A 13,982-nucleotide genomic window follows, 5' to 3' on the forward strand; every position below is an offset into this window, starting at 1 on the left:
ACGACAGAATCCACAGATGTTTAAATATAAAATTTAAATTAGCCGGAGAGCTTAACAAAAATTGTCATATATACAATATAATAAACTTACTTAACTTGAAAAGTATGATCTTTAGGATAGTGGATAATGTATCAAACAGAACCGCCACTCCCTGCGAAAGAAACATTACCGACAATGTACGATCTTCCTAGCGAAGACCCAGAGGAAGCAGGTTTGCCAGATCAATTTCATTTATTTCAACCACAATTGTTAACAGAAACATTCCGTCCGCCTCTTTATCCGATCGAGGAAATATTTACAGCTAGCGATCTGAATCTTTATTATGATTCTCGTTATCCACTGTGGCATAAACGCCCGGATTGGTTTGCAGTTGTGGGTGTTCCTTATCTTTATGAAAATCGAGATTTGCGTTTAAGTTATGTAGTTTGGCAAGAAGCTATTAATCCTTATATTGTTGTTGAGTTACTATCACCAGGAACGGAAAAAGAAGATTTAGGTCAAACATTGCGAGATGCGGAAAAACCGCCTAGTAAATGGGAAGTTTACGAAAAGATTTTAAGAGTACCCTATTACGCCATATTCGATCGCTATAAGTCTGAGTTTAGGATGTTTCAATTGACAGGCGATCGCTATGTCGAAACTTTGCATGAAACAACTTTATCTAATTCCCGTTTTTGGATTCCCGGCTTAGAATTAGGGTTAGGAGTTTGGGAAGGTAAATATCAAAATGTCCAAAGACTTTGGTTACGTTGGTACGATCGAAATGGTAATTGGATGTTAATTCCCGCAGAAGAGGAAAGACAAAAAGCCGAACAAGAAAGGCAAAAAGCTGAACAAGAAAGGCAGAAAACAGAGAGATTAATTGCCCAATTGCGATCGCTGGGTGTTGAACCTGATTTAGATTAGAGCGATCGCATCCCATATATAAAACACACTAGATTTAAAACAGATGTCTATTTCCAAAACAGAAGCAAAGCAACTTTTAGAAAGAATGATTTTTGAAGAAACAAGTCCTCAAGATTGGGTACAAGATGTTTGGGGATTAAGCCCTCTGTTGGGAGATAGCGCCGCCAAATTATTTGAAGCTTTTGAAATGTTAATTGAGTGTTGTCCTGAAGAAAAATTAGATAATTTGCTGCAATCTTTGTATCGAGAATTTCTTGATTCGCAGTGATTAGGGACTGGGGAGTTTTTTTTGTACTGGGCTATAAGTACAAGATTGTTCTTAGCCCTTCGTCTATTTCCTCTTGTAAATAGCCAGGTATTGTTCCAACACGCTCAACCAAAAAAGTTTTATCGATCGTCAAAATTTGAGAGACATTAGCAACAGAATCTTTAGGCAAACCTGATGTTTCACAGGACAAAAATACATTTCCTGGTGCTTCTGCTAACTGAGTATTTGAGGTAATAATAACGACGATTACTGTACTGATGCGACTCTGATTAAATGTGTCATCTTGAACGATTAAAACAGGACGACGATAACCAGGCTCCGAACCTACTGGATCGGGTAAATTTGCCCACCAAATTTACCCACGATACATTACCAATCCTCTCGCTGTAGAGAGATAAATTGCATTTTTGCTAATAGGGGATCTAGCTCAGAAGACTCTTCAGAATAGACTTTGTTTAGCTTATTCAAAAGCTGATTACGATTATATTTTTGCAAATATGCTTGCAACGCCTTGGTATAAAGTTCGCTGCGTGATAAGCCTAACTTTTTAGCCAGTGCTTCTGCTTCTTGAAAAACTGAATCTGGTAGCGAAATAGCAGTTTTCATTTGGTTTTGACTGTAATCGACTACACTTTTAGTTATACTTCTGTTATACCAAAACTGCAAGAGCTAAGTCCCTACTCAGCAGATTTGCGCCATTCTTGTCCAAGACGAATCGCTTCATCAAAAGTAGAATCGTTTTCAAAGCTGCCTGCAACTTTTAACCACCAATCATTCTCTTTAGAATTAGGAGCATCAAAGTCATCTGGAACTGTAAACTCACCTGCACACAAACCAAATGGTCGTAGTTGTTTATTGCTTGGTTCTGCGGTTGTTACTTCTAATTGATCGACACTTTCAAACCATTTTAACCATGCTTCGACAAGCTTTTCTTTACTCTGGCTTTCAGCAGTTTTGGCAAGATGTTTTTGGGTAATAAAATCGATAAAATCGCTCACTTCCTGTAAGAGTGGTTCGGGAAGTTGTTGTAATTTGGCGATCGCACTATCACGAATAGTCATAAGAATTGCCTCTTTTAGTCGTCTTAATTAAAACAAAACCTATGAACTATAGGCTTTGGTTAGGAATAAGTTGATTGTGAATGTTGAGTAGGTCAATATAACATTCTCTAGCCATCCATGCTGGATCTCCCATTACAATTTTAAAAGCCATTTTTATGTCACGGAACTTTAAAGCAAATTTCCTTATCAAAATTACTTCGTTACAAATTCTTTTGAACTGCTTAGTAGGAATTATCTCTACAATCTCTCGGATATTAGCATCCCAAAATGGCAACGAAATAACAAAATCCTCTTCTTCGCCGAGGAGAAGAACTTTACCATTGTACTCTACTAGTAACCGTGCATCTATTTGTCCCTTCATACAACTTGCGTCTCTAGAAACCCAACGCATCTTTTGATGAATGCTATCTTTGGCTTCCTGGATCTCCACTTCCAAAGCAGCAAGAAATCGCGATCCTATCATTCTTGACCGAAAAATGGAGGATAGTGATGTAAGGATAGAGCCAATTATAACTCCCAACAATGCTGCAATACCTTGATCCATATAGGTACTGTTCTCCCATAGCTTATAACTAAATTTTTTACTACCAAAAGCTCAGAAAGCAAAATAAAGCTTTTAAATGCAGTCTTGACAAATATTAACTTACTTTCAAAATTTAATGATTAAATTTAACTATTTATTCAGGGTGAGCAAAGCCCACCCAAATTTCATCTTACACCTTAAACTTTTCGGTAATTCGCTTCATCGCTTCTTCCACATTTTCCCGACTATTAAATGCAGAAATGCGGAAGTAACCTTCACCTGCTGCGCCAAAACCAGAACCGGGAGTTCCTACAACATTGCAATTTTGTAACAGTTTATCAAAGAAATCCCAACTCGATAAATTATTTGGGGTTTTTAGCCAAACGTAAGGGGCATTTACTCCGCCATAAACTGCGATTCCTGCTGATGTTAATTGTTCGCGGATAATCCGAGCATTTTCCAAATAAAAACTGACTAATGCTTTAACTTGTGCTTTGCCTGCTTCGGAATAAACTGCTTCTGCGCCTTTTTGTACGATGTAAGAAACGCCATTGAATTTAGTTGATTGGCGACGATTCCACAATTTCCATAATTCTACATCGGAACCGTCGGCAGCTTTGGCGGTTAAGGTTTTTGGTACTACTGTGAATGCACAACGAGTTCCGGTAAATCCGGCGGTTTTGGAGAAAGAACGAAATTCGATCGCACAATCCCGCGCCCCCTCTATTTCATAAATAGAATGGGGTATATTTGACTCAGTAATAAATGCCTCGTAAGCTGCATCATAGAAAATAATTGCATTGTTTGCTTTGGCATAATCAACCCAAGCTTTTAAATGTTCTTTTGTCGCAACTGCACCTGTGGGATTATTAGGAAAACAGAGATAAATTAGATCGGCTTTTTCCGTAGGAAGAGAAGCGGTAAAGTTATTTTCGGCGGTGATTGGCAAATAAATTAAACCTGCAAATTCGCCTTTTTCACTTGCCTCGCCCGTGTGTCCCGCCATTACGTTAGTATCTACATAAACGGGATAAACTGGGTCGGTTACTGCAATAATATTGTTATCGCCAAAAATGTCGAGAATGTTGCCTGTATCGCACTTTGAACCGTCAGAAATGAAGATTTCGGAAGCGTCTACTTCGCATCCTCTCGCTTGGAAGTCGTTAGCAGCAATTTTCTCTCTTAACCAAGCATAACCTTGTTCGGGGCCATATCCTTTAAATGTGTTGCGATCGCCCATTTCTTCCACAGCTTTAATCATAGCTGTGCGGCAAGCTTCTGGCAAAGGTTCAGTAACGTCACCAATACCTAAGCGAATAATTTTAGCATCAGGATTAGCTTCAGCAAAAGCATTGACTCTTCGCGCAATTTCGGGAAATAGATATCCAGCTTTCAGCTTCAAGTAGTTGTCGTTGATGGTTGCCATGTTAAATTGCAAAAAACGCCCTAAAATAGCTTACTGCTAAATAAGTATCTATTTACCTGGTTGATTCTTTGTCGATATTACCCGATCGGGTGAATCTCATGGATGAAGTAGCAAAAGTTGCAATTTTGCGAGAATATAGTTAAGTGGCGATACAAGCTTTCCGCCTGTGTCTCCCAAAAAACTATGCTGTGTTTCCCCACCCTCAAAAGTGGGGTTTCTTATTTTTTCCAGGGTAATTTTGTCCCCATTTCTGTCATCGCTGAAAAAATTAGATAAAGTATTAGCAAGCAAACTCCACCACAAAAAGCTAACAAGTCCCGATCCATATTGTTTTTAATTAATGCTTTAAGTAATAATAACGCAAGTTGCTAGCTATATTCCGTAGGGTGCCTCAGACACCACGATTTTGGTAAATCACAATAATTTTCTGATTCTGACGCACCCTACAAATTAAAATAGTTAATTGAGGTGATGTGATGCGAAAACTTTACTTTTTATTACCGGGAACTCAAGGCAAATTTGCTTGCGGTGGACTTTGGGCAGAATTGAAAACTGTGAAGTTAGCCCAACAAATATGTGATGCTAATATTGTTACTTATCGCCAAAGGGAACAAGATCAACTTTTTATTGATGATGTTTTAAAATATCCGAATTTAGATCGGGCTATTTTCGTAATTAGTTGGGGTTTTGATGTTCCGAAACTTGTTACTAAATTGAAAGGTAATAACTTAATTTATCATGCTCATAGTGCAGGTTACGGCTTTAAGCTTCCGGCAAGTATTCCCATTATTACTGTTAGTAGGAATACTCTAGGATATTGGGGTCAACAATCTCCTCATTCACTAATTTACTATTTACCTAATCAAATTTCTGATGAATTTACTAATTTAAGTTTATCACGGGATATTGATGTTTTAGTGCAAGCGAGAAAGTCTTCTACTTATTTAATTAAAGAGTTAATTCCAGATTTGAAAAAATATTGCAAAGTCGAAGTGATTGATTCTTATGTGTCAGATTTGCCAGGGGTTTTTAATCGATCGCAAGTTTATTTATATGACTCTGCGGAATACTGGGCGCAACAGGGAGTAAGTGAGGGTTTTGGTTTACAACCAATGGAAGCACTTGCTTGCGGTTGTCAGGTTTTTTCTAGCGTAAATGGTGGACTTTCAGATTATTTAGATCCGGGTTTTAATTGTCATAAAATTGCTGGTTACTCAAAGGAATATGATATAAAACGAATTTTAAATGTAGTCCAAAATTCGGCAAATATTACATGGTCAGAACAGTTTATTACTGAATATAGAACCGAGAATATTATTAAGAGATTACAGGTTATTTTGGGGGAAGTCAATCAATTTTTCGACCAAAAGCGGGATTTTTCCACTGAGATTCAAGATCTAACGAAAATGCGAATGTTTCGGCTAAAAACGCAAACATTGCTGAAGAAAATATTAAAAAAGGTAAAGGGTTAAACCAATGAGTGATAAGGTTAAGACTGGGTGGAGTGGCTACAATTTAGAAAAGGATCGGTTAAGAAGTGAAATTTGGTCTTTACTGAAAGAGGAAAAAGCTGCAATTCGCGATCCTTTTGGTCATATTCCTAATTTTGTGGGTGCGGAAAAGGCGGCGGAAAAGCTGACGGAGTTACCCATTTGGCGAGATGCAAAAACTATTAAATGTAATCCTGATTCTCCTCAAGTTCCGGTAAGATTGCAAGCTTTGAAAGATGGAAAACGCTTGTATATGGCGGTTCCCAAGTTAACAAATACTCGCTGTTTTGTGGAGTTGACGGCGGAAATTTTGCGTCAGAATAATGTAGAATTGGGGGAAGGTGCGATCGCACGCCAAGCACTAAAATTTGGTCGATTAGTCAGCTTTACAGAAATGCAACCAATTGATTTAGTAATGGTAGGTTGTGTCGCTGTCACGCGCAATGGCGGACGCACTGGAAAAGGTGCAGGTTTTGCAGATTTGGAATTGGCGATGTTAAAAACTTTTGGATTAATTGAGTCCAATACTCCGATCGCAACTACAACACATCCATTACAAATTGTCGCAGATTCCCGCTTACCAATGCAAGCTCATGATTGGTCGCTTAACTGGATTGTTACGCCTTTTGAAGTAATCGAAATTAATGCTGATTTTCCTCGTCCTACCGGATTAAATTGGGATAATATTCGTCCTGAGCAATATCAGAAAATACCAATTTTAAGGAAGTTAAAAGACCAATTTATCGATTAAATATACAACAGGGATTTTAGTTTACCAATCTTTATGCAATTTTTTATAGTGAACTTCTTTATTCTTTAAAGAAATACCTAAAGAAGCCAGAACTTTTTTGGTATTTGACAAATCACCGACTAACCTTTTTACAGGTAAGGGCGATGCTTTAATCAGAGTAGGAATCGCCACTATATTTTCTGATAAAAGCGTTTCTGGTTGTTCGTAAACATCTATTACTTCTAATTCATAGTTATCGGGAAAATACTTTTCAGCAATTCTTTGCAAGTTTCTTAAAGCTCTAGCAGAATTAGGTGTAGTTCCAGCAACGTACAAACGAAAACAGTAACGCTCATCAGTTATTTGTTTTACCACAGGTTTATTAAATATTTTCGCTAAGTTTTTAACATCTTCTCTTTCCATAAGTTATACCTAAGTTGAGTTTTAAAGTGCTACAATTTTTCGCTAACTCTGCTAGATTTTTCCATCAATAAAAAGCCCTAATTTGCATCTTCTTAGTTAGTATACCCCTTCCATTTGAAAATCTCACTAATCTACATCCGCTTGTCGCCAATTCGCAACTTTTCTTTGCTCTTGGAGAGAAATATCTTGATACAACTGTTCTTGTTCAATCATTAACTGAAACTCTTCTTGTTCGGTTTCTAATTGAGTTTGTAAAGCTTCGATTTGCGATCGCACTAAAGCTTGTTTTTTTTCTAATTCGCGCCGTTTCCGTTCAAATTCTTGCTGACGAACTAAGCTAGCAGCTTTTTCCTTCGCTTCTTGCACATTTCGCGCCGTACCAGTTAGCACAGTTCCCTGTCCTAAATAAACATCTTTTAACTCTATACCTTGACTTGTAAGCACGAATTCCCGTAGCTGATTAGAATGTTCCATTCCGCGAGATTTTAACACATATAAAACTCGGTTACGTTCTCCACTGCTTTCATTAACTCGCAGTTCTAACCATGTATCCATTAAAGATGAAATACCAATTTCTGTATGTTCTAAAGAACTACTACCCGTCACTAAATTAGTTAACATTACCGTAATCTCTTGACTCTTTAAAGAATCAATCAATCGCATGAAAAATGATTTAGACTGAAGTAAATTACCGCCTAAAACTAAATTACTCATTGGATCGACAATCACCACAGTTGGCTGCAATTCATTAATTAAATTATGAATTTGGATCAAGTGCATTTCCAACCCAAAAGCCGTAGGTCGTACTGCTTGAAACTTGAGCAAACCTTTCTCGACAAAGGGACGTAAATCTAGTCCCACTGATAGCATATTGCGGAGAATTTGTTGGGGTGCTTCTTCAAAAGCTAAGTAAAGACAACGTTCACCGCGAAGACAGGTTGCTTGAGCAAAATGAGCAGAAATTGTACTTTTTCCCGTTCCCGCTGTACCTGTTATTAAAATGCTACTACCTCGAAAATATCCTTGACCTCCTAACATTGTATCGAGGCGAGGTATGCCTGTACTGATCCGTTCGGTAGAAATTTCATGGTCTAATCCTACTGAGGTAATAGGTAAGACGGAAATTCCTTTTTCGTTAATTAAAAAGGGATATTCGTTAGTACCGTGACTAGAACCACGATATTTAACTATTTGTAAACGTCGAGTCGAAATTTCATTTTGGATGCGTTGATCTAAACGAATTACACAATCAGCAACGTATTCTTCTAAACCATGTCTGGTGAGAGTATTTTCTCCTTTTTCTCCTGTAATTATTGCTGTCACACCTTTGCTTTTTAACCAGCGAAATAATCTTTGTAATTCGGATCTGACGATCGTCGCATTGGACAAACCAACAAATAATGTTTCAATGGTATCTAAGACAATTCTTTTGGCTCCAATTTTATCAATTATTTGCCCTAATCTAATAAATAAAGCTTCGAGGTTATAATCTCCAGTCTCTTCTATTTCATAAGGATCGATATGAATGTGATCGATTAAAAACTTTTTCTCAGCTATTAGCTGCTTTAAATCCCAACCCAAAGAACGGACATTTTGGATCAGTTCTTCCGGTGTTTCTTCAAAAGAGACGAATACGCCCGGTTCTGAGTAAGAAATCGCACCACAAACCAAAAAATTAACCCCAATTAATGTCTTACCACTCCCCGCTGTTCCGCATACCAGGGTTGGTCTTCCTTGGGGTAAACCACCGCCTGTAATCTCATCTAATCCCTGAATTCCTGTGGGAGATTTAGGTAGTTGATTATTGTCTGATTTAGTAGTTTCACTGTCTAGTAGCATATTAACCGAAAGTTTGACTCTATGAAATTTAAAGAACGAAATTTATGTGTTCTTTCTAATTTATACCAATTTATATTCAAATTGTGGTGTTAATTAGCGGTCTCAGGTATTTAATATTTTGTAATCACGAATCACCTGGTTTAGTTTTGTTTGAATCACCAGATTTTATAAAGACAGGTCTTTTAACTCTTTACTTTTTACCATAATCAGTCTTTAGCTTGGTCAATATGTTATAAACTACACAAGCATAACAAAGTTAATTTGGTGAGGATACTTAACAATGCGAGTGATGATTTTGTATGCTTCTCTAGGAATGGGGCATATTAGTGCTGCTAAGGCTTTAAGTCAGGCTTTCTCTTGCTTTCCAGGGATAGAAGTGCTGAGTGAAGATGCTTTAGCTTATGCTAGTTTAGTTTATCGCAATGCTGTTATTCAAGCTTACAAAAATTCTAGCGAAAAAGTACCGCAACTTTACAAAGCTCTATATGAAGGAAGCGATATTTCTGATTTGGAAAGGTCTTTGGATAGTAACTTAGTGTGGGCGAAGTTAGAACTTCCATTTTTTAGGCGTTTGGGAAGATTAATCAGAGAAACTGCGCCAGATGCGATCGTCTGCGTGCAACAAATTCCCAGCCGACTGTTACAATTATTAGAACCGGAAGACAAAGTAAGCAAACCACAATATGTCGTTGTGACTGATTTAATTGCTCATAGCACCTGGTTAAATTATGGCGTAGATGGCTATTTTTTACCGAACGATTTGAGCGCCAATATTCTGAAACAAAGAGGTTTAGATCCAGCAATTCTTCATGTTACCGGAATTCCGGTTAAACTAGAAATTAGTCAGCCAAAATCTAAATCAGAAGTCCGATCGCGCCGTCATTTACCCCAAGATTTATCGATAGTTACTTTATTTGGTGGGGGGTTGAATAGTCGCCGAGTTTATGCGATCGTTTCCTCTTTGTTGGAAACTCTGACTTCCGCTATGATTGTAGTAGTAGCTGGTAGAAATGAAGACTTACTAGAAACCTTAACCGACTTAACCGATAGCACTCATGTAAGATTAAGTAAATTAGGCACAATTGATTATGTAGATGACTTAATTGTAGCTAGCGATCTAATTATTACCAAAGCCGGGGGACTGATTACTAGCGAAATTTTGGCAAGGGGAACACCAACAATTATTGTCGATCCAATTCCCGGTCAAGAAGAACAAAATGCTGATGTAATTGCTGCCGCAGGTGCCGGAGTACAATTACGACTATTAGAAATGGTTGCCCCAGCAGTTACATATCTTTTAAATCACCCAGAAAGGCTAAATCAAATGCGCCAATCTGCATTGGAAATAGGTAAACCTGATGCAGCTTTAAAGATAGCTCAACATATTTTATCAGATTGGCGATCGCGTACCAAAATGTTACAACCTAGCAAGATTTAAAACTATGGCAACTTCTCTAAATATCCCCACAAAAAATCAGCAAAATGCAGCTTTCCTCTGGGGAGTTGCCACATCCGGTTATCAAAGCGAAGGCGGTTACAATGGTTTTTCCCAACCCCAAAATAATTGGACATTTTGGGAAAAGCAAGGCAAAGTAATGCCAACAAAAGATGCTACGGAATTTTGGCATCGCTACGAAGAAGATTTTAAAACCTGCCAAAGATTAGGTTTAAATTCTTTCCGCTTAGGCTTAGAATGGGCAAGAATTCAACCTTCGACTAGTCCAGAAACTGCCACTGCGCCTGAATTTGACACCGCAGCTTTAGATAATTATACGGCAATAATTGCTGCTTGTTATCAACATAAATTAGAACCAATTGTTACCTTACATCATTTTACCCATCCAGCATGGTTAGGTTTAGATGCTTGGTTATCCAAAGATACAATTGACTGCTTTGTTGAATATGTTCGAGTTACAATTACTCACATAAATCGCCGCTTAACTGATTACTATCAATTGCCGCCAATTAACTGGTATATTACCATTAATGAGCCGAATATTTTGCTGTCTAACACCTATTTAAGCGGTCAATTTCCCGCAGGTTCCGCTAAGGGAATTGGGTCAATGATGAAAGGTTACAATCACATTTTAGCGGCTCATGTGCGGGCTTACAACGTGATTCATGACATTTATGCGGCTGAAGGTTGGACAACGCCGCAAGTTACACTTAATACTTATTGTAGCGATTTGTATTGGTCGGAAAAGGTAATTTGGGATTTACTAAATCATCAAAAAATAGGAATTAAACCTCAAGAATTACCTGAATACATTATTAATAATGCTAAAGAACTTGATGCTGCACTAAAACGCGCAAAATTGCCTTTTCGTCGCAACTTACCCTATTTTTTAGGGAAATTAGTTCATCAGGTATCTAATAAATTAGGCTATCGAATTTTTGATCCAAAAAATTTGGATGTTTATCTGGAAGAGTTGGGAAAATCGGCGCGATCGCAAATCTTCGACTACCTAGCTATTGACTATTACGATCCCTTTTTGGCGCACATTTTTCGACTACCAGATTTTTCCGATTTTGAATTTGAAACCAAAGATTTTCGCGGTTGGTTAATGAGTGGAATTACTAGTAAATGGTGGGATTGGCGATCGTTACCAGAAGGATTACACTTTTTCTGCAAATATTATACTGAAACATTAGGTTATCCGATAATGATTGCCGAAAATGGCATGGCATTACGCCGCAAACCTGACAATAGTATTTCTAGTTATCGTCGGGATCAAATCAAACGCAGCGATTTTTTGAAAGCACATATTCAGCAAATCAAAAAATTATTAAATGAAAAAGTGCCTGTAATTGGTTATATGCACTGGTCATTAACTGATAATTATGAATGGGGTTCTTATACTCCCAGGTTTGGACTTTTTAGTATTGATTTTGCTAAGAATAGCGATCGCATAATTGAAGACCATTTAGGCGATCGACCTTCGGAAACTTACGCACAATTAATTCAAGAAACAAAGAAAGTGATAAGCTAAAAATGACAGAAATGGACAAAAAGCTAAGTATAAAGGCGAAATCTTCCCATGTAACCAACCTGTAGGTGATTACGGAATTAATTCTTTTGATTTTTTTCAAACTGACAGACGCGGAAATAAGAAAGGTATCATAGCTATAGATTTAATAAGGTGGGAACCATGATTAAAGCCGAATTAGAGTATCAAGTTACTCAAGAATGGATAGATAAGTTTAAAAAATCTATAGCATTGATGGATAAAGATGTTCTTAACCTAATCAGGGCGGGTTTTGTTGAAAGATTGTTTGTGAGATGGAAATGTTATCTGCTAAACCCGCCCCTACAAAAATCACGAAAGTATATTTGTTTATAAATGATTGATCCAAATGTGTAGGGGCGGGTTTAGCCAAAAGTTTGGAATACCCAGGAATAAAATTCAAATCAAAACCCGCCCATCCCAATCTCTAGCTTTTGTTTAATGATTTCCGGTTTTTCTCGAAAACCAACTAATACTGCTGTGCCATTTTTAACAAATAATGGTCTTTTAAGTAACATTGCATCTTTAGCAAAAGCATCTATCCATTGTTCATCCGTCCAACCTTGTTTTACTTCCCCCAAAGCGCGGTAAGATTGTCCAGAAGTGTTTCGCATTGGTTTAGAACCCAGCGTTTTTACCCAAGTTTCAATTACCTCACGAGAGGGAGGGTTTTCTTTAGTATTGATGAAATCATATTTAATATTATTATCAGACAACCATTGTAGTGCTTTCTTGCAAGTGCCACAGTTAGGAATGCCGTAAACTTGAATCGTCATAGTGTTGATTACCGAAAATTTGGGGAGAGTTTACCGAAATTGAGATTTTTATTTAATCATCTAGAATTATAAAGTGTAACTCCTAAACTTAATAATCTCAATCCTTGATTTTGAGACAAAATGGAGTCGATAACTAAATCACGGTTTTGATACCAATGGCAGAACCACATAACACTAATTTACCTTCCGATGATTCTTCGGAGTTGAATCAAACAACTGACGATCTTACTAAAAAGTCAGTTGATGAATCTTGGCAAAGTCGTATTGCTGAGGTTTGGAATAATACTGGTAATAGCTTGAATGAGTTTAAAAAACTCCTACCTGTTGAGCCAGTGGCGCAAAAGATTGTAGAATTATTTAGTGTCAGCGAGTCTCAAGTAGCAGAAATTCTGGCAACTGTTCAGGCAGAATTACCCACAACTGAAGCATTGTTAATTGGGAAACCGCAAGCAGGAAAAAGTTCAATTGTTCGCGGACTAACAGGCGTTTCTGCGGAAATTGTTGGTCAAGGTTTTCGTCCTCATACGCAAAATACTAAACGTTATGTTTATCCTTCTGATGATTTGCCGTTGCTGATTTTTACTGATACGGTAGGTCTAGGAGATGTTAATCAGAATACACAGGCTATTATTGATGAATTGGTTGGAGATTTACAAAAAACAAATCGGGCAAAAATCTTAATCCTGACTGTTAAAAGTAATGATTTTGCTACTGATACTTTACGCCAAATCGCTGAAGAATTGCGGAAAAAGTATCCCGATATTCCCTGTTTGTTGGCGGTAACTTGTTTGCATGAAGTTTACCCGCCTGGTGTTGATAATCACCCAAATTATCCGCCTGATTTTGAGGAAGTTAATCGCACATTTACGGCTTTAAAAAATGCTTTTTCTGGTTTGTACGATCGCGCAATCCAAATCGACTTCACCCTAGAAGAAGATGGTTATACTCCCGTATTTTATGGTTTAGAAGCGTTAAGAGATGCCTTAGCAGATTTACTCCCAGAAGCCGAAGCTAACGCGATTTATCAATTATTAGATCAAGAAGAAACTGGCAGAAAATTAGGTAATCTTTATCGAGATGTCGGGCGACGTTATATAATGGCTTTTTCGATTATGGCTGCTACTTTAGCCGCTGTACCTTTGCCTTTTGCAACTATGCCTGTATTAACTGCTTTGCAAGTTTCCATGATAACTTTATTAGGAAATTTGTATGGACAAACTATCACGCCATCCCAAGCAGGTGGGATTGTCAGTGCGATCGCAGGTGGATTTTTAGCTCAAGCGATCGGCAGAGAATTAGTTAAATTTATCCCCATTTTTGGTAGCGTTATTGCTGCATCTTGGGCAGCTGCTTATACTTGGGCTTTAGGCGAAGCTGCTTGTGTTTATTTCGGGGATTTAATAGGCGGAAAAAAACCCGATCCTAAGAAAATTCAAAACGTCATGAAAGAATCTTTTAAAGCAGCAAAAGAAAGATTTAAAGGAATAAATAGTTAATCATAATTAAATGTAGAGACGTTATATATAACATCTCTA

Annotated in this window: 15 protein-coding genes and 3 pseudogenes; 9 read left to right on the forward strand and 9 right to left on the reverse strand. The window is 37.6% G+C overall.

The genetic code is table 11. The annotated features are described in order from the left end of the window. The first annotated feature begins 126 nt into the window (after positions 1 to 126). Both ACE1B6_RS17660 and ACE1B6_RS17665 read left to right on the forward strand, forming a co-directional pair. Positions 127 to 906: a Uma2 family endonuclease gene (locus ACE1B6_RS17660; RefSeq protein WP_413258570.1), complete on the forward strand. Its 780-nt coding sequence runs from the start codon at positions 127 to 129 to the stop codon at positions 904 to 906. A gap of 43 nt (positions 907 to 949) precedes the next feature. Beyond that, positions 950 to 1,174: a hypothetical protein gene (locus ACE1B6_RS17665; RefSeq protein ID WP_413258571.1), complete on the forward strand. Its 225-nt coding sequence runs from the start codon at positions 950 to 952 to the stop codon at positions 1,172 to 1,174. Positions 1,175 to 1,205: 31 nt separating this feature from the next. Here the strand turns inward: ACE1B6_RS17665 and ACE1B6_RS17670 are convergent, their stop codons facing one another. The 6 genes and pseudogenes from ACE1B6_RS17670 to ACE1B6_RS17690 all read right to left on the reverse strand — a co-directional run bounded on the left by ACE1B6_RS17670 (position 1,206) and on the right by ACE1B6_RS17690 (position 4,184). Next, on the reverse strand, positions 1,206 to 1,529 hold the full coding sequence (locus tag ACE1B6_RS17670) for a type II toxin-antitoxin system PemK/MazF family toxin (RefSeq protein WP_413258627.1): 324 nt from the start codon (positions 1,527 to 1,529) through the stop codon (positions 1,206 to 1,208). A gap of 14 nt (positions 1,530 to 1,543) precedes the next feature. Further along, positions 1,544 to 1,780 (reverse strand): hypothetical protein, encoded by a 237-nt coding sequence (locus ACE1B6_RS17675; protein WP_413258572.1) that lies wholly within the window; start codon positions 1,778 to 1,780, stop codon positions 1,544 to 1,546. Positions 1,781 to 1,851: 71 nt separating this feature from the next. Then, positions 1,852 to 2,034, reverse strand: a pseudogene (locus ACE1B6_RS30125) (hypothetical protein); the annotation flags it as partial. Between the two features lie 84 nt (positions 2,035 to 2,118). Further along, positions 2,119 to 2,235 (reverse strand): annotated as a pseudogene (locus ACE1B6_RS30130) (DUF2281 domain-containing protein); the annotation flags it as partial. 46 nt (positions 2,236 to 2,281) lie between these two features. After that, positions 2,282 to 2,779, reverse strand: a complete 498-nt coding sequence (locus tag ACE1B6_RS17685; protein ID WP_413258574.1) for a hypothetical protein — start codon at positions 2,777 to 2,779, stop codon at positions 2,282 to 2,284. Between the two features lie 169 nt (positions 2,780 to 2,948). After that, on the reverse strand, positions 2,949 to 4,184 hold the full coding sequence (locus ACE1B6_RS17690; RefSeq protein WP_413258575.1) for an LL-diaminopimelate aminotransferase: 1,236 nt from the start codon (positions 4,182 to 4,184) through the stop codon (positions 2,949 to 2,951). Between the two features lie 476 nt (positions 4,185 to 4,660). Between ACE1B6_RS17690 and ACE1B6_RS17695 the strand changes: the two genes are divergently transcribed. Together ACE1B6_RS17695 and ACE1B6_RS17700 are read left to right on the forward strand one after the other, a co-directional pair. Next, on the forward strand, positions 4,661 to 5,656 hold the full coding sequence (locus ACE1B6_RS17695) for a glycosyltransferase (protein WP_413258576.1): 996 nt from the start codon (positions 4,661 to 4,663) through the stop codon (positions 5,654 to 5,656). 4 nt (positions 5,657 to 5,660) lie between these two features. Next, entirely contained in the window at positions 5,661 to 6,425 is a 765-nt protein-coding gene (locus ACE1B6_RS17700) for a 5-formyltetrahydrofolate cyclo-ligase (protein WP_413258577.1), read from the forward strand. A 21-nt stretch (positions 6,426 to 6,446) separates the two neighbouring features. On the opposite strand, the gene ACE1B6_RS17705 is transcribed toward ACE1B6_RS17700, so the two are convergent. Then, the gene (locus ACE1B6_RS17705; protein WP_413258578.1) at positions 6,447 to 6,827 is read right to left on the reverse strand and encodes a circadian clock KaiB family protein; all 381 of its coding nucleotides are present in this window, start codon (positions 6,825 to 6,827) and stop codon (positions 6,447 to 6,449) included. A gap of 126 nt (positions 6,828 to 6,953) precedes the next feature. Further along, positions 6,954 to 8,666 carry a circadian clock protein KaiC gene (gene kaiC / locus ACE1B6_RS17710; RefSeq protein WP_413258579.1) on the reverse strand — a complete coding sequence of 571 codons (1,713 nt, stop codon included), beginning with the start codon at positions 8,664 to 8,666 and terminating at the stop codon, positions 6,954 to 6,956. A gap of 280 nt (positions 8,667 to 8,946) precedes the next feature. Between kaiC and ACE1B6_RS17715 the strand changes: the two genes are divergently transcribed. The 4 genes and pseudogenes from ACE1B6_RS17715 (at position 8,947) to ACE1B6_RS17730 (ending at position 12,007) form a co-directional block, all read left to right on the forward strand. After that, positions 8,947 to 10,104 (forward strand): MGDG synthase family glycosyltransferase, encoded by a 1,158-nt coding sequence (locus tag ACE1B6_RS17715; protein WP_413258580.1) that lies wholly within the window; start codon positions 8,947 to 8,949, stop codon positions 10,102 to 10,104. Positions 10,105 to 10,108: 4 nt separating this feature from the next. After that, the gene (locus ACE1B6_RS17720; protein WP_413258581.1) at positions 10,109 to 11,656 is read left to right on the forward strand and encodes a glycoside hydrolase family 1 protein; all 1,548 of its coding nucleotides are present in this window, start codon (positions 10,109 to 10,111) and stop codon (positions 11,654 to 11,656) included. A 4-nt stretch (positions 11,657 to 11,660) separates the two neighbouring features. Continuing rightward, a pseudogene (locus ACE1B6_RS17725) lies at positions 11,661 to 11,819 on the forward strand (DUF6932 family protein); the annotation flags it as partial. Next, positions 11,816 to 12,007, forward strand: a complete 192-nt coding sequence (locus ACE1B6_RS17730) for a hypothetical protein (RefSeq protein WP_413258582.1) — start codon at positions 11,816 to 11,818, stop codon at positions 12,005 to 12,007. The pseudogene ACE1B6_RS17725 and the gene ACE1B6_RS17730, both read left to right, overlap by 4 nt. A gap of 68 nt (positions 12,008 to 12,075) precedes the next feature. Here ACE1B6_RS17730 and ACE1B6_RS17735 read toward each other — a convergent pair whose 3' ends face one another. Then, on the reverse strand, positions 12,076 to 12,447 hold the full coding sequence (locus ACE1B6_RS17735; RefSeq protein ID WP_413258583.1) for a Spx/MgsR family RNA polymerase-binding regulatory protein: 372 nt from the start codon (positions 12,445 to 12,447) through the stop codon (positions 12,076 to 12,078). A gap of 155 nt (positions 12,448 to 12,602) precedes the next feature. On the opposite strand from ACE1B6_RS17735, the gene ACE1B6_RS17740 reads away from it, so the two are divergent. Continuing rightward, positions 12,603 to 13,943, forward strand: coding sequence for a YcjF family protein (locus ACE1B6_RS17740; RefSeq protein ID WP_413258584.1), 1,341 nt, complete (start codon positions 12,603 to 12,605; stop codon positions 13,941 to 13,943). The last annotated feature ends 39 nt before the right edge of the window (positions 13,944 to 13,982 follow it).

Origin of the sequence: Floridaenema fluviatile BLCC-F154 (assembly GCF_041929135.1) — a bacterium.
In the GTDB taxonomy this organism is placed as follows: domain Bacteria; phylum Cyanobacteriota; class Cyanobacteriia; order Cyanobacteriales; family Aerosakkonemataceae; genus Floridanema; species Floridanema fluviatile.

Bases quoted from the DNA above. Each gene is read 5' to 3' on its own strand.
- ACE1B6_RS17660 (WP_413258570.1), top strand. From the start codon at position 127: ATGTATCAAACAGAACCGCCACTCCCTGCGAAAGAAACATTACCGACA.
- ACE1B6_RS17665 (WP_413258571.1), top strand. From the start codon at position 950: ATGTCTATTTCCAAAACAGAAGCAAAGCAACTTTTAGAAAGAATGATT.
- ACE1B6_RS17675 (WP_413258572.1), bottom strand. From the start codon at position 1,780: ATGAAAACTGCTATTTCGCTACCAGATTCAGTTTTTCAAGAAGCAGAA.
- ACE1B6_RS17685 (WP_413258574.1), bottom strand. From the start codon at position 2,779: ATGGATCAAGGTATTGCAGCATTGTTGGGAGTTATAATTGGCTCTATC.
- ACE1B6_RS17690 (WP_413258575.1), bottom strand. From the start codon at position 4,184: ATGGCAACCATCAACGACAACTACTTGAAGCTGAAAGCTGGATATCTA.
- ACE1B6_RS17695 (WP_413258576.1), top strand. From the start codon at position 4,661: ATGCGAAAACTTTACTTTTTATTACCGGGAACTCAAGGCAAATTTGCT.
- ACE1B6_RS17700 (WP_413258577.1), top strand. From the start codon at position 5,661: ATGAGTGATAAGGTTAAGACTGGGTGGAGTGGCTACAATTTAGAAAAG.
- ACE1B6_RS17705 (WP_413258578.1), bottom strand. From the start codon at position 6,827: ATGGAAAGAGAAGATGTTAAAAACTTAGCGAAAATATTTAATAAACCT.
- kaiC (WP_413258579.1), bottom strand. From the start codon at position 8,666: ATGCTACTAGACAGTGAAACTACTAAATCAGACAATAATCAACTACCT.
- ACE1B6_RS17715 (WP_413258580.1), top strand. From the start codon at position 8,947: ATGCGAGTGATGATTTTGTATGCTTCTCTAGGAATGGGGCATATTAGT.
- ACE1B6_RS17720 (WP_413258581.1), top strand. From the start codon at position 10,109: ATGGCAACTTCTCTAAATATCCCCACAAAAAATCAGCAAAATGCAGCT.
- ACE1B6_RS17730 (WP_413258582.1), top strand. From the start codon at position 11,816: ATGATTAAAGCCGAATTAGAGTATCAAGTTACTCAAGAATGGATAGAT.
- ACE1B6_RS17735 (WP_413258583.1), bottom strand. From the start codon at position 12,447: ATGACGATTCAAGTTTACGGCATTCCTAACTGTGGCACTTGCAAGAAA.
- ACE1B6_RS17740 (WP_413258584.1), top strand. From the start codon at position 12,603: ATGGCAGAACCACATAACACTAATTTACCTTCCGATGATTCTTCGGAG.